Below are 22,367 nucleotides of genomic sequence, written 5' to 3'. Positions count from 1 at the left end.
AGGCCAAGATGGAAGCCTTACTTACCCTTGATGTCGACGCCGTAGAACGTGTGGCGACCGAAGGGCGAGAGCTTGAAGTCCACCACTTCCTTGCGGATGGGCTTCAGCTGCACGGCGTGAGCGATCGTGAACCAGGGAGCCTGCTCCTTGAAGATCACCTGAGCCTGCTTGTAGAGCTCCGTGCGCTGCTTCACGTCGGTCGTGACCTTCGCCTTGGTGACGAGATCGTCGAACGACTTGTTGCAGAACTTCGCGACGTTCGAGCCGTTGCCAGCCGCCGAGGCGCAGCCGAGCAGGGTGTGCAGGAAGTTGTCCGGGTCGCCGTTGTCGCCCGTCCAGCCGAGCATGCCCATCTGGTGTTCACCAGCCTGCATGCGCTTGCGGTACTCGCCCCACTCGAAGGTCTTGATTTCGGCCTTCACGCCGATCTTGGCGAGGTCGGCCTGCATCAGTTCGCCAATGCGCTTGGCGTTCGGGTTGTACGGGCGCTGAACCGGCATGGCCCACAGGTCGGTATCGAGACCGTTCGGGTAACCGGCTTCGGCCAGAAGCTTCTTGGCGGCGGCCGGATCGTACGGATCGTCCTTGATGGCGTCGTTGTACGACCACATCGACGGCGGGATCGGGTTCTTGGCCGGAACGCCGCTCGACAGGTACACGGCGTCAACGATGGCCTTCTTGTCAATGGCCATGTTGATCGCCTTGCGGACGCGCACGTCGTCGAAGGGCTTCTTGGTGGTGTTGTAGGCGAGGTAGCCGATGTTCAGGCCGGCCTGATCGAGGATCGTGACGTTCGGATCCTTCTTCATGGCGTCGAGGTCAGCCGGGTTCGGATACGGCATCACGTGGCATTCGCCCTTCTGGAGCTTTGCCCAGCGGACGGACGCGTCCGGCGTGATCGAGAACACGAGGTCGTCGATCTTGGCCTTGCCGCCGTAGTATTCCGGGAACGACTTGTAGCGGATGGTGGCGTCCTTCTGGTACTGGACCAGGTAGAACGGACCCGTTCCGATCGGATCTTGGTCGATCTTCTCGGGCGTGCCAGCCTTCAGCATCGCGTCGGCGTATTCCTTCGACTGGACGGCCGCGAATTCCATCGCGAGGTCGGCCAGGAACGGAGCTTCCGGCTGGTTCAGGGTCACCTTGACGGTGTAGGCGTCCACTTTCTCGACCGACTTGAGCAGCTTGGGCATGCCCATGTCGTCGAAGTAGGAGTGGTTCGGGCTCGTGACCTTGAAGTACGGGTTATCCTGCTTCCATTGACGCTCGAACATGAAGACGATGTCGTCGGCGTTCATGTCGCGGGTCGGCTTGAAGTTCTTGTTGGTATGCCACTTCACGCCCTTGCGGAGGTGGAAGGTATAGACCGTGCCGTCGGCCGAAATATCCCACTTTTCAGCAAGACCAGGCTGCACTTGCGTGCCGCCGCGCTCGAACTCGACGATGCGGCTATAGACCTGGGTGCTGGCGTCGAAAGACGTGCCGGTCGTGTTGACGCCCGGGTAGAAGTTCTCGGGGCTGCCCTCGGAGCAATAGACGAGGGTTTTGGCTGCCAACGGTGCAGCCGCCAGGAAAGCCGGGACGCAGATAGCTGCGAAAAGGGCTGATTTCTTCATTCTGAGGTCCTCTGAGACGGCCTACTCATGACCGTTCTGGGACGAAGTTAAGGTGCGAAGCCACAATAATGTCAATCTGTCCTTATGATCGGCATCGGTTTTCCGAAAAAATATAGCATTTCATACTTACCGGGCGACGGCCTCGGGCGTGGCGCGAACCCGACGAACGTCGTAAATTGTGCGATGCACAAGAAGAACGGATTTGTTGGGATGCGCGGTTCAGACACGCGAGTTCAGCCCAGTGGTGGTCGGGTGCAAGCAATCGTTCAGGGACGCGGGAACGTCATTGCGCCGCGACGTGAAATAGCACGCGTCATCCACAGCTTCTCGCGTCGAGCTCCGCCGCACGCCGGCTCGGCGAGGTCTTAGCGCCTTCCGTCTTGAGATCGGGATGATGAGGCGCGAGCCCTCCGATGGAGCCGTCGTCAATCCGTCAGCCCGCAGGCCAGCCGGTATGGGACGCAAATAAGGTCAGTATTGCCGGGACGGCCGCACGGCCTCCCGAACCGCGTTCAGGCCGACATTCGCGTCGTCGGAATAGCCCGTCCGTTGTACAGCCAGAAAGATCTTTTCGGCGTCGTCGTAACGGCCCAGCTTGTAATATGACCAGCCACGAATCACCATCAAATCGGTTTGCTCGGGCACGATCCGACTGCGCTCGCCGAGCGCCAGGATGACTTCCACATAGCGCCCCTCCCGGAACGCCGCGAGCGCGCGCTGCGCCAGGATCGTGGCATCGAGTTCGGTCCTGCGCTGAGCGGTTTGGGGCGACTCGGCGGCTGCGAGGGCTGCCTCCGCCGTCAAGTCCTTGCGGAGATAGGCAAGGGTCTTTCCGTAGGCGGCTTCCTCGCGTGTTTGGTCGCTTCCACCCTTGATGGCGCGGTCGAAGGCGGTCACCGCTTCGAGCGGTCGGTTGAGCTCCATCAGGCACCAACCGAGCGTCAGCGCGGCATCCGCCGAGAGCGAACTCGGATTGCGCGTGACAGCGCAATTGCGACGAGCGCCTGACCGGCTTGCGGGTTGCGCCGGTGGCGCGCCCAGGTCGGCGCGCGGAAGCCGCTCTTCATAAATCACGCGGGGCTCGGTCGCCTGGCTCGACGCGTAGGCGGTGCGCGGCGGAACGACTGGGGCAGGCGCCGCCGGTGTCATGGCTGCAGACGGAAGGGTCGATGGCTGCGCCGGGGGCGGCGTGCGACCCCGGTTGATGCCGTCCGCCACATCGGCAATGCGCTGCGAGCGGCTCCGCCATTGGGTGACGATGGCGTTGAAACCGACGCGGTCATTGAGACGCTGGCTCGCAAGAGCTGCGCCATAAGCGGAAGGTTCGTCATCCGCCTTCCAGCTCAAAGCCCGCTGGAACCATTCCCGCGCGGTGCGGAACTGCCCGGTATTGTACGAATACCATCCGAGGGCTTGAGCGCCGTCCACAAAACGCTGCTGCGTCACGACCGGAACGACGCGAGCGACGACCTGCGGATCGAGGCGAGGCGGAGGGTCTTGGCTCAACAGGGCGGTCGCCACGTCGAGATAGACCTTCAAATTTTCAGGGGCCTTGTCACGCCACTCGTAAGCGAAGGCCTCGGCCTCCACGAAACGGTTGAGGTCCCGCAGTGACAAGGCGTAGCCTTCGGCCGCCTTTGCTCCGCCATCGCGGTCAAGCGCCGTTTTGAAAAGCGCCAGCGCTTTCTCTGAATTTTTGTGATGATAGGCGTAGTAGCCGAGCAGGATGACATTCCCCGGCTCGCTCGTGCCCTCAGCCAGCCGCTCGACGACAGCAAGATCGTCCGCGGATGCCGTGAGCTTGTTATCGGTCGAGGCGCGTTCCACACGCCGACGCGCCAGGTCATCGCGTATGCTGCTGAAGTCATCCGGATCGCTGCCGCCCTTCCGCTCGAAGCGCAGCAAGTCGGTGACCTGCTGTTCGGGGAGAAGAGTGAGCGCCTTTTGCAGCGTGCCCAGCCGTTCGGCCGAGTTGGTGCAATTCGTCAGAAGATAGGTATATGCGTCGCGCGTGCGGTTCTGCTGGTTCGTCTTGGCGAAGGCTTCCGCGACACGCCAGAGAACATCGACATTGGTGCATGTCAGGAGGCTCGGTGCTTCGGTTGCCACCGACAGCACCGTTCGCCATTGCGCATTGTCGGAGGCATTGATCAGCCTCCGTCGCGCCTCCGCCGTATCCAGCGCCGTCAGCAGGTCCGCCGGAGGCTTCCACTGCGGATCGGATGCCTGGCGCTCGGTGATGGCTGCGCGGATCTCTGCGATCTTGTTCTCACCATAGAGCGCCCAAAGGCGATCGACTTCCGGATCTTTGATGGTGATCGGGCCTGCCGGGAGCTGCGACAGGTCGGTCGGAGGAGACCAGTTGGGGTAGAGCGCGCGCAAGCGCGCGATCTCCGCTTCGACGCGGCGCGTATCGCCTTGCGACGCGAAGTATCGAAGAGCGGATTCGTCCACTTGCGGGGGGAGCGTAGAAGGCGTTGCCGCGGCGAGAGTGGGAGCCGGATGCCCGCCATCGCCGGCTTGCTGGGCGAGTGCCGCGAAGCCGAGACTAGCGACCGCAATTGCTATGGTGCCACGGATTACAGGCATTGTGGATACTTTTCAGCGATCAGTGACATCGACAGAAGATAAAGCGTGGACGGATAGTACAGCTTCGGCTCGAACATTTTGAATGCTCCCGGAATGGGCTGTCCGTCGAGCGCGCAGACCAGAGTCGCGGACAGAGCGGCGTAACCTTGATCCGTCAGCTTGTCTCGGACCTGTCCCGTCACGACATTGATCACCGCGACACCTTCATTGTTCACTGACCAGCGCTGATTGAGCGTTCTGAGCCACTCCAGGTCGGTCACTCCCGCTCTTAAAAGGTAAAGAGGTATCCTTAACGAGTTATAACCAAACTCCGGCGCGAAGCCCTCTGCGGGCTGGGTTTGCAACCGGGTGCGGATCGAAAGCCAGTCGGCGGGAAGACGCGCGCGGCCAGTGGTTGCCTGTTGCAGCAACGAAAGGCCGTTCTTCCAAACACCGTTCCAGTCGTATTCGGGTGCGAGAGCGGCCAACACCGGAATGGCCTCGAAGACCCAGTAGGACAGGTTAACGACCGGGCCGTCGGGGCGATCCTCCGTGCCGAAACCCTTGGTCGCCGGAAGCAGGAACATCGTTCCCGCGCTGCGACCGAAGTTATTCTTCCCGATGGCTTTGGCGATTTTTTGCGCGGCTGCGGTGTAGCGGGCGTCTTTCCAGGCCGCCCCAGCCTTCGCCAGCGCATAAGCGATCAGAATGTCGCCATCGCTGGCATTGTTACGATCCGAGACGCGGGGCTTGGCGGATGGATCCCATTTCCATGCCGCGAGCCCGTCATCGCGGATCAGAAGCTCGGTCCGTGTGAAGGTCCAGATCTTTTCGAATGTGGGTCTGTCACCCGCCGCGAAGGCGAGCAACAGACCGTAGCCCTGGCCCTCGCTGTGGCTGATGTTGCCGTTCGCGTTGTCGATGACGCGTCCGCTTTCATCAATGAAACGGGAACGATAGGCGTTCCAATCCACGGACGAAATCGTGCCTGCTATCTTCAGCGGGTTTACGGTCGCACTCCAGGTCGTCCGCCTTGCGTCGGCCAGCGTGCAAAATGCGATGACGAGCCCCGCGACGGCAAGGCACGAGAGAAGGCGGGGAATGCCGGTCGGTCGCTTGATCATGACTGACGTCCGAGGCGACTCAGGAGCAGGTACGTGGCGAATCCCAGCAGGACGCAGCATGCAACAATCAGAAGAGCGTATTGCAGAATGTTGGTCGACATCCAGTTGGCGGCCACGAGCCGCAGATTCAGCAAGGAGAAGGGCTGCGTCTGAACGAAGGTGTAGCCGCGGGTCGGCTGTATCTCGAGCCTCGCCTCATTCGGATCGAGCGCTGCCGCGCGGCCCGAAACCTGAGACCACAAGATCGGATCCGTCAGGCGAACCATTTCCTCCGCGAGGGTCTCCTCGGTCCGCGCGGTAACGAGCGTCCAGGTTCCGGACCCTTCGGTGCGGCTCTGCGCAAGGACCAGAGTGACACGCTGCGACGGCTCGAAATTGATGGTTCCCTTGTCCTCCAGCGAGAGGGAGGCGAGGGACAGGTTGAAAGTCTGCTCCATCCACTCCCTCATGGAGTCGAGTGTCTGCTGAATGATCCCGCGCCGCTGGAGTGTGTCGGCCCATCGCCGGCGAACCTCGTCGGTCGACACGGGGTCCCCCCGGTCCAGCGGCGTGCGGCTGACGGGCAGGCTGAAATCCGCATTCGCGACTTGCTGTCCCGCGGGTTCCGGCTGTGCGGGTGGAGCGAACCGTGATGGCGCGGGCGTCGATTGCCACAGGGTGCGGAGGTTCTCGGAAAGGTTGACCCGGGCGAGCATCCCTACCGGGAGCTGATCGACCGCGCCGACGAAAATGATCGATTGGTCGCCAGCGCCCGCGGCATTGGCGAACTGCGCGCGCACGGGGGCTCCGGCGTCCCGCGCCATGCGCGCGAGCAGGGTGCCCGATGCGGCGTAGTTCAACGGGTCCGGTCGTGCCAGCACGACGGTTGCCGGCAAATCGCCGAAGGGGAAGCTGCCAGTGCTCAACGAGGCCAGATCGGGGCGACGCCCCATGCGTCCGAAATCGGGAACGGAGAGCGACGTCGTATCGAAGAGAACGAAGCGGTTCGTCTCGGAGAGGGTCTCCCCGGGCGCACAGCGGTCATCGGCATCGGTTAGAAGAACGGCCTCGAACGACAACTGGTTGATGCCGGGCTTGAAATTCTTCATGGGGATGCGGATCGGCTGCCGCCGAAAAATATTGCCCCGAGAGGTAATGGTCATCGTCGCGCTGATCCGACCATTCACATAGATGTCGACATGGCTTCCCGGCTTGACGCTCGATGTATGCGCGGAATCGAGATACAAAGTCGCTTCGCCGTAATCTGTCGCGAAGAAATCGGATGGCAGATTGATGGCGAAACGCGACCGCAAGCGTCGTCCGGAGAACTCCTGCGTCGGGACGCCGAGTTCGGCGAAACGGATCGAGCGGTTCCCGAAATAGGTCGGCACCTCGGGCCAGAGCCAGGACGCCGTGTCGACCCGATCGCGGTCGAGGTTGACGGCGTTGAGGACCGGGGCTCCAACGATGTTGATGGCGGTGTCGAGATCGCCCCAGCTTGGGCCGGACACGATCAGCGACGGCGCGCCGGAGCCCGCTTCCTGCATCATGATCGCGAGCGGCTGTATGGCGGCGGCATCGGGAAGCGCGGCGACCGTGCCGCGAAGCTCGCTCGCAAGGCCCATGAAGACCTTGATCGTCCCGACCGGCGAGGGGCCCGGATCGGATTCCATGACCCGGATCACAGGATGCGCATAACGGCCGCGCAGGGCGACCAACTGCACCAGCCGCAGCAGGCGATCGCGGATTTCCGGTCGATAGATTCGTGGCGCAATGACCCGGATCGTGGTCACACCCGTGGTGTCGAGGCCAATCGCGGGGAGATCCTCGAGGCTGCGCAGGGTCTTGGGTGCGCCATCCGCGAAAATCAACTTCGTGGAAGCGGCGTCCACGTCGGTCCAGAGTTCGTAGGTCGCGCGCACCGTGCAATCCGTCCGGTGGCGCTGAACGGCCTCCATGCGGATGATGTTTTGTCCGGTGCGCAGAAGGCCCGCGCGGATCGGAATGATGACGCGCTGTATCGTTTGGGAAGAGGCGATCGGAATGTCGACGACGGATTCGCCGTTGACGATTGCCCTCAGGCGCGAGGCCTCCGGCATCACGACAACGGCATTCTGGTATCCGACCGAGATGCTGGCGCCGCTCGCGGCCTCATCCTGCGTCAGGTGGAAGGCCCACGACCGCGTATCGGTCTCACCTTCGAAGCGGATGTTTTCAAACGGTAGAATCGGTCGTTCGAAACGGATGGGCCCGCGTGACGGGAGGGCGGCGCTCACCGGCGTGGTTGCATTCGGGTTTGACGGTTTGGTTGTCGGCTGGGGCAATCCGACGGACGCGGGCGCGCCGGCTCGGGGCGCGGCGGATGATGGCCGCGTGCCTTGTGGATTCATATCGAACGGCGCCGCCGTGGGCGCTTGAGCAGTGGAGGTCGCGGGTGCCGGAGGCGGCGCTAACTGCATGTCGAAAGGGGCCGCGGTCGCGGCATTGTCCGCCCCCGGCGAGGGAGGTTGAGGCAGAGACTGCGCAGGCGCTGCCGCGCTCGGCTTGTCCGGCGACATGTTGAAAGGGGTCGTCTGAGCAAGGGCATGCCCGGCCCCGAGCACCTCGAACCCCAGCATGAAAGAAATCAGGAGCGCGCGCACGACGAGCCTCTACTTGACCGACGGGGTGACGACGGGAACGGGCGGAATGGAGGCTCCGAACCGCTGCAACCCCGAGATATAGGCCAATCCGCGGCCGGTCTGATAAATCGCGACGGTGATGAACCAGAGCGTGCCACGCAGGATGCCGATGTCCTGGTGTCGGCGCTTCTGGAAATGGCTCCATTGCTCCGCATTGGCGAAGACCAGATCGGCGATGAGCCGATGTTGCTCGGGCGTCTCGGTCAAGAAGCGGCAGCCGATCAGGACGCCCTTGTCGTCCATGCCCATCTTCCGCACTTCCATCGGCAGTTGATTGGTCGGAAGGTCGGAATAGGGCGTGAATTCAAGCGTGCCGAACGCGCCGCGCTTCAGCCCCGGCAGGGCCGATTGCGACAGGCGAATACTGATGCCGCCGACGGACACGTCGCGGATCGTCGCGTCGACCAGCTGGTCGCCCATGATGAAGCGGCAGGGGCGCTCGGCGATGACCCGATGGCTCTGCCGCCGTGTGGCCCGTTCCGACACCACGCCGAGAGCGCAGCCCGCGATGATGAGGTTCATCAGGTTCCACGCGCCCGTAACCAAGGTGACGTCGGCTTTGTAGGGCTCGGCCCAGATCCGGATGATGGTGGCGATCACCCCCAGAACCAGAACGCCGAAGATGATGAAGTATGGCGCACCGAGTTCCGAGACCCGGTTCTTGTCCATGGTCTCGTTCTTGGCCGTGACCTTGAAGGTCGGCTTGCTGGGGTTGGCGATCACGGACATGATCGCGGGCAGCAGATAGACCGTTTGAATGAACTCATACAGATCCGAAATCCACGGCCAGCGATAGCGGCCGTAGAGATAGTTCTGCATCATGAAGTTCACCATCATGTAGGTCGAGGTGTAGGCGAGGAACTCGCCACCGGATGCGGTGAAGATTTCGAGCGAGAAAAACAGGTAGCAGAGCGGCGACACCAGGAAGCAGAACCGCGTGAACGGAAACAGCCAGAACATCGCGCTCGACATGTAACAAAGGCGCTGCGGCAGCTTCAGCCCGCGTTTGAACAGCGGAAACCGGTAGCGCATGATCTGGATCATGCCCTGCGCCCAGCGTGAGCGCTGGCCGATGAAGCTCGCGAAGCTATCGGGCTGCAGGCCGGCGATCAGGGGCTTATCGACGTAAATGCTCGTCCAGCCGCGGGAATGGAGTTCGAGCGCGGTCTCGCAATCTTCAGTGATGCTGACGCCGCTGAACCCGTTGGTCTCCTGCAGCGCCTCGCGCCGGAGCACGGCCGCCGAACCGCAGAAGAAGGCCGCGTTCCACTTGTCCAGCCCGCGTTGGATGACGCCGTAAAACATTTCGTTTTCCGACGGCATGGTCTGGAATGTACCCAGGTTGCGTTCGAGCGGATCAGGATTGATGAAGAAATGCGGCGTCTGGACCAGGAACAGGTTTTTCTCGGTGCCGAAATAGCCAACCGTCTCCTCGAGAAAATTCCGCGCCGGCGCGTGGTCGGCATCGAACACGGCAATGAGGTCGCCTGTCGAATGTTCCAGAGCGTTGTTGAGATTACCGGCCTTGGCGTGTTCGTTTCGGGCGCGGGTGATGTAGTTGACATCGAGCGCGGCGCAGAGCGCCTGGAGTTCGACGCGACGTTCGCGCGCCTCTCTGGCAAGCACGGCGTCCGGCTGCTCGCATTTCTGGTCCGTTCCGCCGTCGTCCAGAAGCCAGACGGTCATTTTGCCCGCCGGATAGGACATGGCCTTTGCCGCCGCAAGCGTCGAAGCCAGGAGACTCGCGTTCTCGTTATAGCTCGGGACGAAGACGTCCACGGTCGGCACGTTGGAGTGGTCGATCCGCGGCGGCTTGCGGGAGCGCAAAGGGCTCGACACCACGAAAAGGCTGAGAAACAGCATGATCACGCTGTACATCTCGGCCAGGTAGAGGAGGATCGCGGGAATGTAGTTGGTGAGTTCCGTGATCGGGGGAAGCGTACTGGTCGTACGCCAGAAGACGTAACGAAGGACGATCGCCGTGCCGAGCGCCAGGGCGATCAGGCGCCAGATGCCCTGTGCCCGGAAAAACTTCAGGACGATCATGCTGGCGACGACGACGAGGCCGGCGATGAGATGTGCTTGGAGACTGATGGGAAGAGCGACGAGTAAGACGATAATCGTTGCCGCAACGGCCCAAAAGGCCACAATAAGACCCTTTTGCATCAGTCCTCGTTCTCAGTTGATTTTCGTTGCGTCATATTACGCATAACGTAAGGCTTCTTGCCGATCTATTACTATCTCAATTGTATTTCGTTACCGATCTACGCAGGGATGGCCGCGCGAAACTGAGATAATATTATACCATTATATCACGAACGCCGTTGACGCCGTTATTGAGACGGCGGCGGCGGGACGATGGGATAGCCCGACAGGGGAGCCAGTTCGGGCGCCGGCGGGGCGGTCATCAAATCCGTGCCGACCGGCTTCGGCCGGGGAGCGATGCGCGTGACGGGTGCGCGTCTCGGTGACGGGGGGGTGGAGATGGTGCCATAGGGGCCCATTCCGGTCGGATACATAGGTGCCCCGAACTGTCCAAGCTGGGGCTGGACGGGCGGCGGCGCGATATTGGCGTTGGGATTCCAGACGTCCGAAGAGAAATAGGCCGAGATCGTATAGGCGTACATCGTGCGCAGGAGTTGTTCTTCAGTCGTGTCCGCATCGCAGAGACGAAGGCGAACCGAGACGGCGCCGCTTGTCACGAAGAAAGCACCTTGACTGGGTTCAATCTGCTGCCACGCGTACAGGCAGACATCGCCGGCCGCCGAGCGCCCGGTGGCATATCCAAATGGGCCGTATTTGTTCTGTACGTAGAAGAGCGACGTCCTCATGTCGATGCCCGGAAGTCGCTCGTCCATCTCGGTTTGGATGCGCTCCTGCGTCAGGGGGCTGAGCTTCAGGGTGTCATCGATATCCGATCGCGCCGTCGAATCGCTAATCAGGCTGACATAGAAGGCGTTCTGGCCGGTCGTCCTCGACGCGGTCGACAGGGCGATCTCCTGCGAGACGCCGTTGACGTACTTTTTCTGCAGAACGGCGATGACCGCCACCCCGCCCGGCGGAGGAAGAATGATCGCCTGGGCGGCGGAAACCTCGCTTGTCAGCGCCGTGTAGCGAAGATCGGAGCGCATCGAGCACCCGGCCGCGACCAGGAGAAGGGCTGCGGGAGCGGCCAATTTCAGAAAACCGAAGATCCGTGCCGCCAAGTGACCGCTTGCGCCGCGCCTAGGGGCAGCGAAGCCAATCCTATTCTGAGGCAGAGAAAAGGGCATGAAAACGAATTGACCTGCGGCTGACCGGCGCGAGTAATTAAATGCTTAACCAGACATGGGCAAGTATGGTTAACGAAGAGTAAGCACAATCGAAATATGCGGATTATTATCCGTCTCGGGCCCTTTTTTTGAATCTGAGTGTGGAACGTTAGGTCAAAGCGTCTTGTTTTTTGATCGGTCGAGGCGGGAGGCCAAGGCGATGGGCCGCGGGCGGGGCGCTACCTGAGCGAATCAACAATCTCGGCCAGGGAGTCGACCACGATTCCGGTGATGATCCGCCCCTTTTCCGCCGAGGCGAGGCTCGGGTCTCCCACGACGCCCGAGCCGCCGGAAATCTCCGCCATGGTGCGGAAGAGGGATCCTTTCCCGCCCCGCAGGAGATCGCTGTTCGCCCATTCATGGGTCATGACGTGGCTGCGCCCCGGAATGAGATCGCGCCGGACGCTGGTTTCGTCGATGAGAAGCATCAGGGACGTCTCGAACTCGCAGGCATGGCCGACGCCGCCAAAAGGACTTTCCTGCACTGTCAGCAAGGCGTCGGTTGCGATCCGCCACCATGTCAGCATGGCGACCTGGCATTCCGGGTGGCGGCTGCCGAAGGATTCCAGGATGACCTGGCCGATGGCCTGATTGCCGCCATGGCTGTTGAACAACAGGATATTGCGAAACCCATGGGCGGCAACGGAGTCGAGGATGTCCGTCACATAGGCAAGCAGCGTCGTGTGCTGCACCGTGAGAGTGCCTGCGAAATCCATATGGTGCGCGGAGGCGCAGACCACGACCGGCGGCAGGATCAGCACCTTGTCGTGGTGCCGTGCGTCCAGCTCCCTGAGGAAATGCGCGCCGATCTGCGCATCCGTGTCGAGCGGCAGGTGTGGGCCATGCTGCTCGATGGCGCCGATGTTCAGAATGACCGGGATCGAGCGGTCAAGCGCGCCGATCTCCAGCGTCGTCAGCTTTTCCCATCTCATGGCTTCACCGCCCAGAGCTCGATTTCGACAAGGAAGTCGCGCAGCAACTTCGTTTCAACGGCCGTCCTCACCGGAAGCGGCGCGGGCATAAGTTCGGAATAGACTTCGTTGAAGGCAGGCCAGTTGTTGAGATCCGTCAGATAGACATTGACCTTGAACACATCGGCGAGGGTGCAACCGGCGTTGCGCAACAGCGCGGCGCAGTTCTCGATCGTTGCCCGGGACTGGGCGCGGAAGTCGCTCCCGCCGATGGTCTGTCCATCCTGCGCGACGGCGGTTTGCCCGGAAATCACAACGATGCGCCCCGGCTTCACCTCCAATACAGGCGAGTATGGTCCGGCGCCCACATGTTGCGTCACGGCCGGAGCCCTCTTGACCGGCTCCGCCGCCCTGCTGCTTCCCATCGGGTTCGGCAGGTAGCCGAGGAATCCTACGATGCGCCAGCGGCCATCCACGCGGCGACAGAAATATTGGGTCTGCCAGCGTAGAGTGACGGTCTCGCCATCGTTCAACCGGATCTCGCCGTCGAACTTCTTTCGCGCGAGGGCGAAATCGCCCGTGATCTCGATGTCGCACAAATGCGTCAGGGCGAAGATCGAGCGGCGCAAATCGGCATCGTCGATCCGCCCCTTCAGCTCCTTTGCTCCAGCAAGCCACGCCTCGCGATAGCGGGCGATATCGGCGTAGGTGACGCGCCAGCTATCGGGATTGTCGGAGAAACGGGCATCGATGCCGAAGAACAGATCGGGCGCGAAATCCGTGAAATGCGCGTCCCAATCCCCGGCGACGAAGGCGTCGATGTCCCGGTGGACGAGCATTTCCCAGATCGCATGCCGTGCTTCGTCGGTCGGCGGAAACGGATTCACATCGGACATGGCGGCCTCTTATCGAATGGTGCGTTCGGACACTTTGAAACGGCGAATCGCATCTTCGTCCAGCTCGATTCCGAGGCCCGGCCCTTCCGGCACGCGGATATGCGGCGGTTCGACCGCGAGCGGCGTCTTGAGCAGGTCGTGCGAGCGGATCATGCGGCCGAAGATGTCGCTCGGCCAGATGCAGCTCGCGGCGGCTGCCGCCTGATGCACGTACATGGCCTCCAGAATGCCGAGATCGACCTCCGAGCCGTGCCAGCAATAAAGTCCGGCCATGGAGGCGAGGTTCGCCAGCGACTGGAACTTCGCCAACCCGCCATTGAAGTTGAATCCATCGACCGCGCCGTGCGCGATGGCGTTGACCGCCTCGTAAGGACGCTGGCCCTGGAACACGTAAGGCAGGGAGACGTGCAGCACGATGGGGATTGACGAGAACTGGCGCAAGTTCGCGTAATCCTGAATCATCCAGCGCGCGATGGGATCTTCGAGCAACAGAACGTTGCCGATTTCCTCGAGCCCGCGAATGATCGGACGTGCACTGCCGGAATTTTCCCAACGCTGGTTGGGATCGAAGATCACCTTCATGCCGGGCGCGTATTCCTTGATCTTCGCGCACCAGGCGACGACGTCGTCATCGAGATCGCATTTGAACTTGATGCAATCGAAGCCCTGCTGATGATACTGGCGTACCCAGGGGCCGATCTCCTCGACCGTGCGGTGGCTCGACCACGCGCCGATCTTCACATGGCTGCGCACCGCGCCGCCGAGCAGGCGATGGAGCGGGACGCCAAGCGACTTCGCATAGGCATCCCAGATCGCGCACTCGAATCCGTCATACTCACGGCACAGGGCGATGGGCAGGTCTTGAAGCGAGAGATCAGCGATGCTTTGGCCGAGAAGAACGTTCGAGACGCCCTCGATGGTCGACCAGTTGTGATCGCGGTAGAATTCCGACAGCCCGACGGTGCCGTCCTTCAAGGTCATCCGCATGATGAGCTTGGGCAGTTCATCGAACTGCACCGACCAAGCCTGCTTGCCGCCGACCGGCAGCATGTGGAGCGGCTTGTTCAGACTTTCCGAATTGATGACGCCCGGATGGGCGGGCACGATGACCTCTTCGAAATCGAGGCGGACGATGGTCTTGTCGTTGGAATCCATAGGCTCACCGAATGCGTTGTCGCGCGGAAGACTAGGGGCAAAAACGTAGTTTAACAACGCGATTTTCGTGCATTGAGGCATTCACTTCGGCTAAAATATGCACCAAGCTACATTCTTCGAATGAGCGAGCGTGGAGGAACGCCATGAGCGAGACCATCATCGTGACCGGCGGCGCGGGTGATATCGGGCAGGCCCTGTGTCGGCGTTTTCTGGCGGGCGGTCATAAGGTCGCGATGCTCGACCGAGACGAGGCCGCGCTGGCGAATGCGATTTCCGCCCTGGGCTCGTCCTCGACCCTGCTCGGCGTTGAAGCGGATGTGACGAGCCTCGAGTCGGTGCAGGAGGCGGTCTCTCGGGTGGAGGCGCTGTTCGGCGGCGTCGATGTTCTCGTCAACAATGCGGGGGGTGTCGTCAGCCCGACGCTCGCCACCACCGGCGAGAAGGAATGGCTGGCCGATATCGACCTCAATCTCAACGGGGCCTGGCGCTGCGTGCGCGCCGTTCAGGACGGCATGATCGCGCGCAAGCGCGGTACCATCCTCAACATCTCCTCCGTCAACGGCTCGGGCATCTATGGCTATCCGGCCTATAGCGCCGCGAAGGCGGGGCTTGGTCAGCTGACCCGTTTCCTCGCCGTCGAACTCGGCCGGCACGGCATTCGCGCCAACGCCATCGCTCCCGGCAGTGTCAAGACGCAGGCCTGGAAGGCGCGCGTCGAAGAGAACCCGGAAATCTTCGAGCGCCTGAAGCGCTGGTATCCCCTGGGCGACATCTGCGTGCCGGATGACATCGCGGGCGTCGCCGCCTTCCTCATCGGTCCGGATGCGCGCATGATCACAGGCGCAATCCTTCCCGTCGATGGCGGGCTCTCGGTCGGCTCCACGACGATGGCGCGCGAGTTCTGCGGCGCGGAGTTTTGATCCGGGCCCTCCCGATGGAGAGCTTGTCACAGGCCACCTGCCTGTGGCATGCGAAAGGCATGATCGACGTCGCGAACCCGACCCAAAACCTTTGGTGGCGCTCCTCGTAAGGAGCGGCACGTCGTCATGTCTTGAAACAATGACCGTTGCCGCCGTGTTCGGCAGGCGCGGTTTATATTGCTCAACGGTCTCCCGGTCACGGCGGCTCCCATTTTGGAGACCCCCATGCCTATGACTGATCAGATCCAGCCCATCATCCTCACCGGAGACCGAACGACCGGCCCCCTGCATCTGGGACATTACGCGGGATCGCTCAAGAACCGCGTCGGCCTGCAACACACGCACCGTCAGTTTCTGCTTCTGGCTGACACGCAGGCGCTCACGGACAATGCACACGATCCGGACAAGGTGCGTCGCAACGTGATTGAGGTCGCGCTCGATTACCTCGCCGTCGGGATCGATCCGGCCTTGTCGACGATCTGCCTGCAATCCGCGCTACCGGCTCTCGCCGAGCTCAGCATGCTCTATCTGAATTTCGTCACCGTGGCCCGCCTGGAGCGGAATCCGACGATCAAGGACGAAATCCAGGCGCGCGGGTTCGGACGCGATATTCCAGCCGGATTCCTCTGCTACCCGGCAGCACAAGCCGCCGATATTACCGCCTTCAAGGCACAAGTCGTTCCGGTCGGCGAGGATCAGGCTCCCTTGATCGAGCAGACGAACGAGATCGTTCGCCGCATCAATCGCCAGGTCGGTCGGGACATTCTGCCCGAGGCGCGGGCCCTCATTCCTGCCATCGGCCGTCTTCCCGGTGTCGATGGGAAGGCCAAGATGAGCAAGTCGCAAGGAAACGCGATCCCGCTCTCCGCTTCGTCCGATGACATCCGCGATGCGGTGCATCGCATGTATACCGACCCGAACCATCTGCGCGTCAGCGATCCCGGCTCCATCGAAGGCAATGTCGTTTTCATGTATCTCGACGCCTTCGACGAGGATCCGGCGGGCGTCGAGGATCTCAAGGCGCGCTATCGGCACGGCGGCCTCGGCGACATGGCTGTGAAGCGCAGACTGGAGGACGTGCTGCAGGCCCTCTTGGCCCCCATAAGAGAGCGCCGGGCTGCCCTGGCGCGGGATCCGGAGTTCGTCCTGGACATCGTGCGGCAGGGCACGCTGAAGGCCAGAGCGACCACGCAGGAAACGCTCGACGACGTGCGCCGCGCGCTTGGGCTTTTTGCTTTCGACGGCTGAAAGGCCGCGTTGCGCAGTCCCTTGGTCAGGTGTCAATCGCCGATGGGTTGCGCCTCGGTGTGGCCGTGCAGTGCGAGCAGCACCGTTCTGATCCGGTGGAGCTTGCGCGCTGACAACGGTTGTCGCAATGCGCCGACCAGGGCCGAGAGACAATCGATGACGAGAAGCTGGCCGTAGCGGGTGCGGTTCGGAAAATTGAAATGCACCTCGTCGCCCGGAACCGCGAGCGGCAGCAGAATGCTTGCGTGGCCTGACAGGGGGCTCTGCGGCTGCGTGATCGCAATGACGGTCGCGCCGCGCCCGGTGGCGATTTCAGCGGCATCGAGAAGCGAGCGCGGCTTTCCGGTGACGGAAAAGATGAGGAAGGCGTCGCCCTTGTCGGCGATGGCCGCGAGCATGCGCTGCTTATACGGGTCGGCTGAGGCGGTGACGGAGAGGCCGAAACGGAAGAGGCGGTTTTCCATCTCCTGCGCCATGATGGCCGAACTGCCGCCGACCCCGATGCAGACGACCTTGCCGGCCTTGGCGATGGCGTTGGCCGCATTGGTCAGCGCTCTCTCGTCGAGCCCCGCAAAGGCCGTGGCGAGCGCATCGGTGGCCGATTGGTAGACGCGCTGCGCGGTGGTCTCGGCGTCGCCGGAATGAACCTTGCGCTCGGCCTCGATATACATGCGCCCGACCGCGAAATCCTGCGCGAGACGCAGCTTGAAATCGCTGAATCCGTTGCAGCCGACCCGGCGCACGAAACGCATCACCGTGGGTTCGCTGACCTCCGCTTGCGCCGCGAACGCCTTGATGCTGATGCGGGTCGTGCCTTCAATGTCCTGGAGCGCCATCTCCGCCACGCGGCGCTCGGCTTTCTTCAGGCTCGGCGCGATCTGTTCGATGCTCTCGATCAGGTTCGTGGGGCGATTCATCCTGTCATCCTGGCTCGCCGGACCCGACGAGGCTTAGAACCGTATGCCGAGATAGGTTCTGTCATCGGCCCAGTGCGAGGCCGTCGACCCCTTCGGGGACGGATATAGTATCACCTTGGCGGGGTCCAGCCGCTCGGCCTCCGCGAAGGCCTCCTCCCAGGCCGCCACGCCGAAAGCATCGCCGGGCTTGAAATAGCCATCGGAGAAAATCTCGATGGTCTCGACCTCGGCGCGCGGCAGCCGCTCAATGCGGATCAGGTGTTCCGGCACCTCGAACCCATCGAGGCAGGGATAGCCGAGCAGGGTCGAGGCGGCGTTCTGATAGCCGCCCTGGGCATTGACGATACCGCCTTGCACGAGGTTTTCGATGTCGTGGCGCGGAACATGCGGCAAGTCCGTCACATTGGCCTCGATGGCGCGCTGTTCGATCAGCGCCATGTCGTCGGCGGTCAGCGTATCGGACAGGGAATCGATGGGCTGGCGCGTGCCGTGCCAGGTGATGCGGCGGGAAATCTGTTCCTGCTTTAACGGATCGGACGTCCTCTCGCCGATCACCGGCCAGGCCTGTCGGCGCAGGGTCGAGGTGATGAGGTCGAGATCCTTTTCCATGCGAAGGATCCGCGTGCCGTTGATACGCACGCCGCTGTCGCCGGCCAGGATCACGTCGAGGGTGTCCTTCTGGACCAGAACCAGAGCCAAGGCGGCTCCGAGCCGGACGTTCCAGTCGGTCTGCACTTTCTCGAACATGCCGTGCGCCTTGTAGGCGTCGGAGATCCGGGCGGTGAGCGCCCGGACGATGGCGTGGCCGTCCGTGGGCGCATCGGGCGCGCTCAGCAGATGCTCGAGCGCGCCCTTGACGATGACAGCCGCATACTGACCGGAGAGCATCCCGTCGTAACGGGTTCCGAGGCGGTCCGTGACTCCGTCGATGACCGCATAGGCGCGGCCCGGCAGGATCACGAGGCGGTCCTCGTTGGTGTGAGGCGCGGACGGATCCTTCGCCTCGGAGAATGCCTCGATCAGCATGGTGGTCGTGTCGTTTCCTGAGCGCATGATCCGCCGAACGGGCCCCGGCTCGGCGAAGAGATCATGTGCAAGTTCAATCGCTTAGAGCGTGATCAGACGCAAAACCGGAACCCACTTTGCTGATCACGCTCTGGTTTCGGCTCAGCGGTTCTGCAGAGCGGCCTTCCACTTGTTGATCCAGTCCACGCGGTTCTGGGCCACCTTCTTGATGTCGTAGTCGACGAGCTTGATCTCGCTCATCGGCTTCAGGCCCGCGCCGGTCACGTCCTTGCGCACGGAACGACGGCCGATCTCGGAGACGAGCTGTTCCTGAACCGGCTTGGAGAGCAGCCAATCGATGAACACCTTGCCGTTGTCGGCATGGGGTGCGCCCTTCACCAGCGCGACGCCGTCGGCCACGGTCGAGGAGCCGTCCGCCGGATAGACGATGGCAATGTTGCCGCCGCCCTTGACGTAGTCGAGGGCGTTGTCCTCGAGCGTCAGGCCGACGAGCGCTTCGCCGTCATTGACGTAACGCGGAACCGCACCGGACGAATCGGACAGGTTGGTGTTGGCCAGGATCTTGTTGTTGACGTCCCAGCCCTTGTCGCCATAGGCGATCAGAACGGTCGCCAGCTGCTGGAACGACGAACCCGAGGTGTCGGCGCGGGCGGCGGAAATCTTGCCCTTCCACTTGGCGTCGCCGAGATCGGCCCAGCTCTTCGGATAATCGGCGGGCTTCAGTTCCTTGTTGTTGACCGCCAAGACCAGAAGGATGCCGGTATAGGGGATCCATTCCGGGCTGACCTTGTAGGCCGGAACGAGGGCGGCGTCGTCCTTCGGCGTGTAGGTCGCCAGCAGGTCCTTGTTGTCTTCGAGCTGCTCGCCTCCGATGCTCCAGATCACGTCGGCCTTGGCCGCGGAGGATTCAGCCTTCACGCGCTTGATGATGTCGCCGGAGCCGGCCTTCACCACGTCGACCTTGATTCCCGTGTCTTTTTCGAATTTCGGAACCAGCGCGTCGACGATCGACGCCTTATGGGCCGTGTACACGACCACGGTCTTGTCCTGCGCCATGGCGGCGACGCTGATCGACGCAAGCATAACGCCCGCCGTCAAACCGACTTTCAACATTCCATCCTCCCCGGATTAAGTAGCAAAGCTACGGCATGTTGCTGAAACCGATAAGTTTTGTAAAGTCAGGCCAACGCAAATGTAGTTATACTAAAACTAGGAGTGGGGCGTGGCGGATCTGAAAATCCAGGGTTTGGCCAAGAGTTACAAGGATGTACGCGTCCTTGAGAGCATCGATCTCGATATCGCGTCAGGCGAGTTCTTCACGCTTCTCGGGCCCAGCGGCTGCGGAAAAACCACGCTGTTGCGGACCATCGCGGGCTTCCAGCACCAGGATAAGGGCGAGATCATCGTCAAGGGCGAGCGCATCGACAACAAGCCGGCGCACAAGCGCGACATTGGAATGGTGTTCCAGGATTACGCGATCTTTCCGCACCTCACGGTTGCGGAAAACGTGGCGTTCGGCCTGAAGGCGCGCTCCCTGCCGAAATCCGAGATCGAGGCGCGGGTGGCCGAGAGCCTGAAAATGGTTCGCCTCGACGGCTATCAGAACCGCCTGCCCGCCGAGATGTCGGGCGGCCAGCAGCAGCGTGTGGGCCTTGCCCGCGCCATGGCGATCCGTCCGACGCTTCTGCTCATGGACGAGCCCCTGTCGAATCTCGACGCGAAGCTGCGCATCGAGCTGCGCGAGGATATCCGCGACATCCAGCGTCGGCTTGGCATCACCACGATTTACGTCACCCACGACCAGGAGGAGGCGCTCGCCGTCTCCGACCGCATCTGCGTGATGAACAAGGGCAACGTGGAGCAGATCGGCACGCCGTTCGAGATCTACCGCAAGCCACTGCGCCGCTTCGCCGCGGCCTTCGTCGGCACCATGAACTTCCTGCCCGCGCAACTCGATGGCGGACGTCTCGTGGTCGGCGGACAGTCGATACCGTTTCCGGGCTCGGAGGGCGCGGTCGAGGTCGCCATCCGTCCCGAGAACGTCGTTCTCGCGGGAGCAGGCGGCGAGGGCGATGCGATCTTGCTCAAGGGTGAAGTCCGCAAGGTCACGTTCCTGGGGCGCGAGGCGCACTATACCCTCAAGACGGACGTGGGCGAGATCGTAGCCCAGGTCGCCGACCCGGAACACGACTTCATCGTCATGGAAGGCCGCCAGGTCGAAATCCGGCTGCCGCTCAACAAGATTGCCCTGTTCCGTCCCAATGGCGATGTCGTGAAGGCGGGGCCAGCGCGATGACCAGACGCATCCGGTTCGATCTGTGGACCTTCGTGCTCATCGGAGCCTGGGCGGTCCTTCTCATTCTGCTGGTCTGGCCGCTCTCGTCGATCCTGCGGGCGAGCCTGCTCGACAATGACACGGGGGCCGTCTCCCTCATCCACTACATCGAGATCTTCACCACGAAGGTCTATCAGCGGGCTATCGGCAACACGTTCATCGCCGGGTTCGGCGGCATGACGGGCGCGCTCATCCTCGGCGTGACGCTCGCCTTCGTGACGACGCGGTTCCACATCTACGGCCGCGCGCTCATCCAGACGCTTGCGGTGATTGCGCTCGTCGCACCGCCCTTCATCGGGGCCTATGCGTGGATCGTGCTGTTCGGCGCGAGCGGCGTGGTGCGCAAGGGGCTTGCTTCCATCGGCGTGTCGATTCCACCTCTCTATGGGGTCGCGGGCGTCATTCTCGTCTTCAGCTTCAAATTCTTTCCGCATGTGTTCCTGATCACCTCCGGCGCTTTAGGAGCCATCAACCGTTCGGTGGAAGAGGCGGCGGAGAGCCTCGGCGTTTCGCCCATGAAGCGGCTCTTCACGGTGACGCTGCCGCTGATCCTGCCGGCAATTGCCGCGAGCGCGCTCCTCACCTTCGTTCTGTCCATTGCGGATTTCGGGACGCCGCGCATCATCGGGCGTGATTTCAACGTGCTCGCGACGGAGGCTTTCAACCTGTTCGGCGGCGAGGTCGGCGGCAATCCCGGCATGGCCTCCGCGCTCAGCATCGTGCTCATCATCCTGTCGATGATCATCGTGTTCGGGCAGCGCTGGGTGCTGCGCAAGAACGTCTATTACAGCAACCTGATGAAAAAGCCGGAACGCAAGCACGCGAGCGGTCTCAAAGCGGTGGGGCTTCACGCACTGGCCTACACCATCGTCCTGATCGGCGCGTTGCCGGCCATCATCGTCGTCATGTTCTCGTTCCGCCGCACCAGCGGGCCGGTGTTTCAACCGGGCTTGAGCCTTCAGAGCTACGAGAAGGTCATTGCCACCGTCTCGGCCCCGATCTGGAACACGCTGATCTTCTCGTCTGTCGCGGTGGTTGCCATCGTCATCAGCGGCACCTTGATCGGTTATCTGATATCGCGGCGGCCCAACATCGCGACCGGCGCGCTCGATGCGCTGCTCATGGTGCCCTACATCGTGCCCGGTATCGTCATGGGTATCGCCTTCATCACGCGCTTCAACGACCCTCCGATCGCGCTGACGGGCACCGGCCTCATCATCATCCTCGCCATCTATGTGCGGCGGCTGCCCTATTCGGCGCGGTCGGTGGCGGCGGCGTTGAAGCAGGTCGGCCCGAGCCTGGAGGATGCGGCGGTGTCGCTGGGCTACTCCCCCGGAAAGGCCTTCATGAAGGTGACGGTGCCGTTGATCGTCCCCGGCATCATGGCCGGGGCGCTCATGAGCTTCGTGACGGCCATGAACGAGCTCTCGTCCTCGCTCGTGCTCTATGTGGGCAGCACGATCACGATGCCTGTGCGCATCTATCTCTCCGTCATGGACGGCGAATACGGCACGGCCTCGGCGCTCTCCACCATCCTGTTGTCCATGACGGCGATCGCGGTCTATGCCGCCTTCCACCTGTCGGGCCGCAAGGAGAGTGCCCTCCTGTAACGGAAGGTGGATCGAAATTTGTTGCGAGAGCATGATCATGTCTCTTTGAAACATGATCATGCTCTCGATC

16 protein-coding genes are annotated in these 22,367 nt (G+C 62.3%); 4 read left to right on the top strand and 12 right to left on the bottom strand.

Annotated elements, in window-relative coordinates:
* Positions 1–17: 17 nt before the first annotated feature.
* The 9 genes from I2H38_RS17665 to I2H38_RS17625 all read right to left on the bottom strand — a co-directional run bounded on the left by I2H38_RS17665 (position 18) and on the right by I2H38_RS17625 (position 14,241).
* The gene (locus I2H38_RS17665) at positions 18–1,616 is read right to left on the bottom strand and encodes an ABC transporter substrate-binding protein (RefSeq protein WP_196273193.1); all 1,599 of its coding nucleotides are present in this window, start codon (positions 1,614–1,616) and stop codon (positions 18–20) included.
* Between the two features lie 471 nt (positions 1,617–2,087).
* Positions 2,088–4,205 carry a tetratricopeptide repeat protein gene (locus I2H38_RS17660; RefSeq protein WP_196273192.1) on the bottom strand — a complete coding sequence of 706 codons (2,118 nt, stop codon included), beginning with the start codon at positions 4,203–4,205 and terminating at the stop codon, positions 2,088–2,090.
* Positions 4,196–5,308 (bottom strand): glycosyl hydrolase family 8, encoded by a 1,113-nt coding sequence (locus I2H38_RS17655; RefSeq protein ID WP_196273191.1) that lies wholly within the window; start codon positions 5,306–5,308, stop codon positions 4,196–4,198. The genes I2H38_RS17660 and I2H38_RS17655 overlap by 10 nt, the downstream gene beginning before the upstream one ends.
* Positions 5,305–7,929 carry a cellulose biosynthesis cyclic di-GMP-binding regulatory protein BcsB gene (locus I2H38_RS17650; protein WP_196273190.1) on the bottom strand — a complete coding sequence of 875 codons (2,625 nt, stop codon included), beginning with the start codon at positions 7,927–7,929 and terminating at the stop codon, positions 5,305–5,307. The genes I2H38_RS17655 and I2H38_RS17650 overlap by 4 nt, the downstream gene beginning before the upstream one ends.
* A 9-nt stretch (positions 7,930–7,938) precedes the next feature.
* On the bottom strand, positions 7,939–10,134 hold the full coding sequence (gene bcsA / locus I2H38_RS17645) for a UDP-forming cellulose synthase catalytic subunit (protein WP_196273189.1): 2,196 nt from the start codon (positions 10,132–10,134) through the stop codon (positions 7,939–7,941).
* Positions 10,135–10,301: 167 nt separating this feature from the next.
* Positions 10,302–11,099, bottom strand: a complete 798-nt coding sequence (gene bcsN / locus I2H38_RS17640; protein WP_210324853.1) for a cellulose biosynthesis protein BcsN — start codon at positions 11,097–11,099, stop codon at positions 10,302–10,304.
* A gap of 359 nt (positions 11,100–11,458) precedes the next feature.
* Positions 11,459–12,211 (bottom strand): creatininase family protein, encoded by a 753-nt coding sequence (locus I2H38_RS17635; protein WP_196273187.1) that lies wholly within the window; start codon positions 12,209–12,211, stop codon positions 11,459–11,461.
* Positions 12,208–13,086, bottom strand: coding sequence for a Rid family hydrolase (locus tag I2H38_RS21435; RefSeq protein ID WP_196273186.1), 879 nt, complete (start codon positions 13,084–13,086; stop codon positions 12,208–12,210). Before I2H38_RS21435 ends, I2H38_RS17635 begins: the two co-directional genes overlap by 4 nt.
* A gap of 9 nt (positions 13,087–13,095) precedes the next feature.
* The gene (locus I2H38_RS17625) at positions 13,096–14,241 is read right to left on the bottom strand and encodes a mandelate racemase/muconate lactonizing enzyme family protein (protein ID WP_196273185.1); all 1,146 of its coding nucleotides are present in this window, start codon (positions 14,239–14,241) and stop codon (positions 13,096–13,098) included.
* Positions 14,242–14,384: 143 nt separating this feature from the next.
* Between I2H38_RS17625 and I2H38_RS17620 the strand changes: the two genes are divergently transcribed.
* Both I2H38_RS17620 and trpS read left to right on the top strand, forming a co-directional pair.
* A complete protein-coding gene (locus I2H38_RS17620; RefSeq protein WP_196273184.1) occupies positions 14,385–15,161 on the top strand; it encodes an SDR family oxidoreductase in 777 nt (258 codons plus the stop codon).
* A 225-nt stretch (positions 15,162–15,386) separates the two neighbouring features.
* Complete coding sequence (trpS, locus tag I2H38_RS17615; protein WP_210324852.1) at positions 15,387–16,409, top strand: tryptophan--tRNA ligase; 1,023 nt, start codon at positions 15,387–15,389, stop codon at positions 16,407–16,409.
* Positions 16,410–16,441: 32 nt separating this feature from the next.
* Here trpS and I2H38_RS17610 read toward each other — a convergent pair whose 3' ends face one another.
* The 3 genes from I2H38_RS17610 to I2H38_RS17600 form a co-directional block, all read right to left on the bottom strand.
* The gene (locus I2H38_RS17610) at positions 16,442–17,326 is read right to left on the bottom strand and encodes a MurR/RpiR family transcriptional regulator (protein ID WP_196273183.1); all 885 of its coding nucleotides are present in this window, start codon (positions 17,324–17,326) and stop codon (positions 16,442–16,444) included.
* A gap of 33 nt (positions 17,327–17,359) precedes the next feature.
* Positions 17,360–18,379, bottom strand: a complete 1,020-nt coding sequence (locus tag I2H38_RS17605; RefSeq protein WP_196273182.1) for a hypothetical protein — start codon at positions 18,377–18,379, stop codon at positions 17,360–17,362.
* 114 nt (positions 18,380–18,493) lie between these two features.
* Positions 18,494–19,465: an extracellular solute-binding protein gene (locus tag I2H38_RS17600; RefSeq protein WP_196273181.1), complete on the bottom strand. Its 972-nt coding sequence runs from the start codon at positions 19,463–19,465 to the stop codon at positions 18,494–18,496.
* Between the two features lie 109 nt (positions 19,466–19,574).
* On the opposite strand from I2H38_RS17600, the gene I2H38_RS17595 reads away from it, so the two are divergent.
* A complete protein-coding gene (locus I2H38_RS17595) occupies positions 19,575–20,648 on the top strand; it encodes an ABC transporter ATP-binding protein (protein WP_196273180.1) in 1,074 nt (357 codons plus the stop codon).
* A complete protein-coding gene (locus I2H38_RS17590; protein ID WP_196273179.1) occupies positions 20,645–22,297 on the top strand; it encodes an ABC transporter permease in 1,653 nt (550 codons plus the stop codon). Before I2H38_RS17595 ends, I2H38_RS17590 begins: the two co-directional genes overlap by 4 nt.
* The last annotated feature ends 70 nt before the right edge of the window (positions 22,298–22,367 follow it).

This window comes from Microvirga alba (assembly GCF_015694465.1).
In the GTDB taxonomy this organism is placed as follows: Bacteria; Pseudomonadota; Alphaproteobacteria; order Rhizobiales; family Beijerinckiaceae; genus Microvirga; species Microvirga alba.
This window is presented reverse-complemented; position numbering and strand designations above follow the sequence as displayed.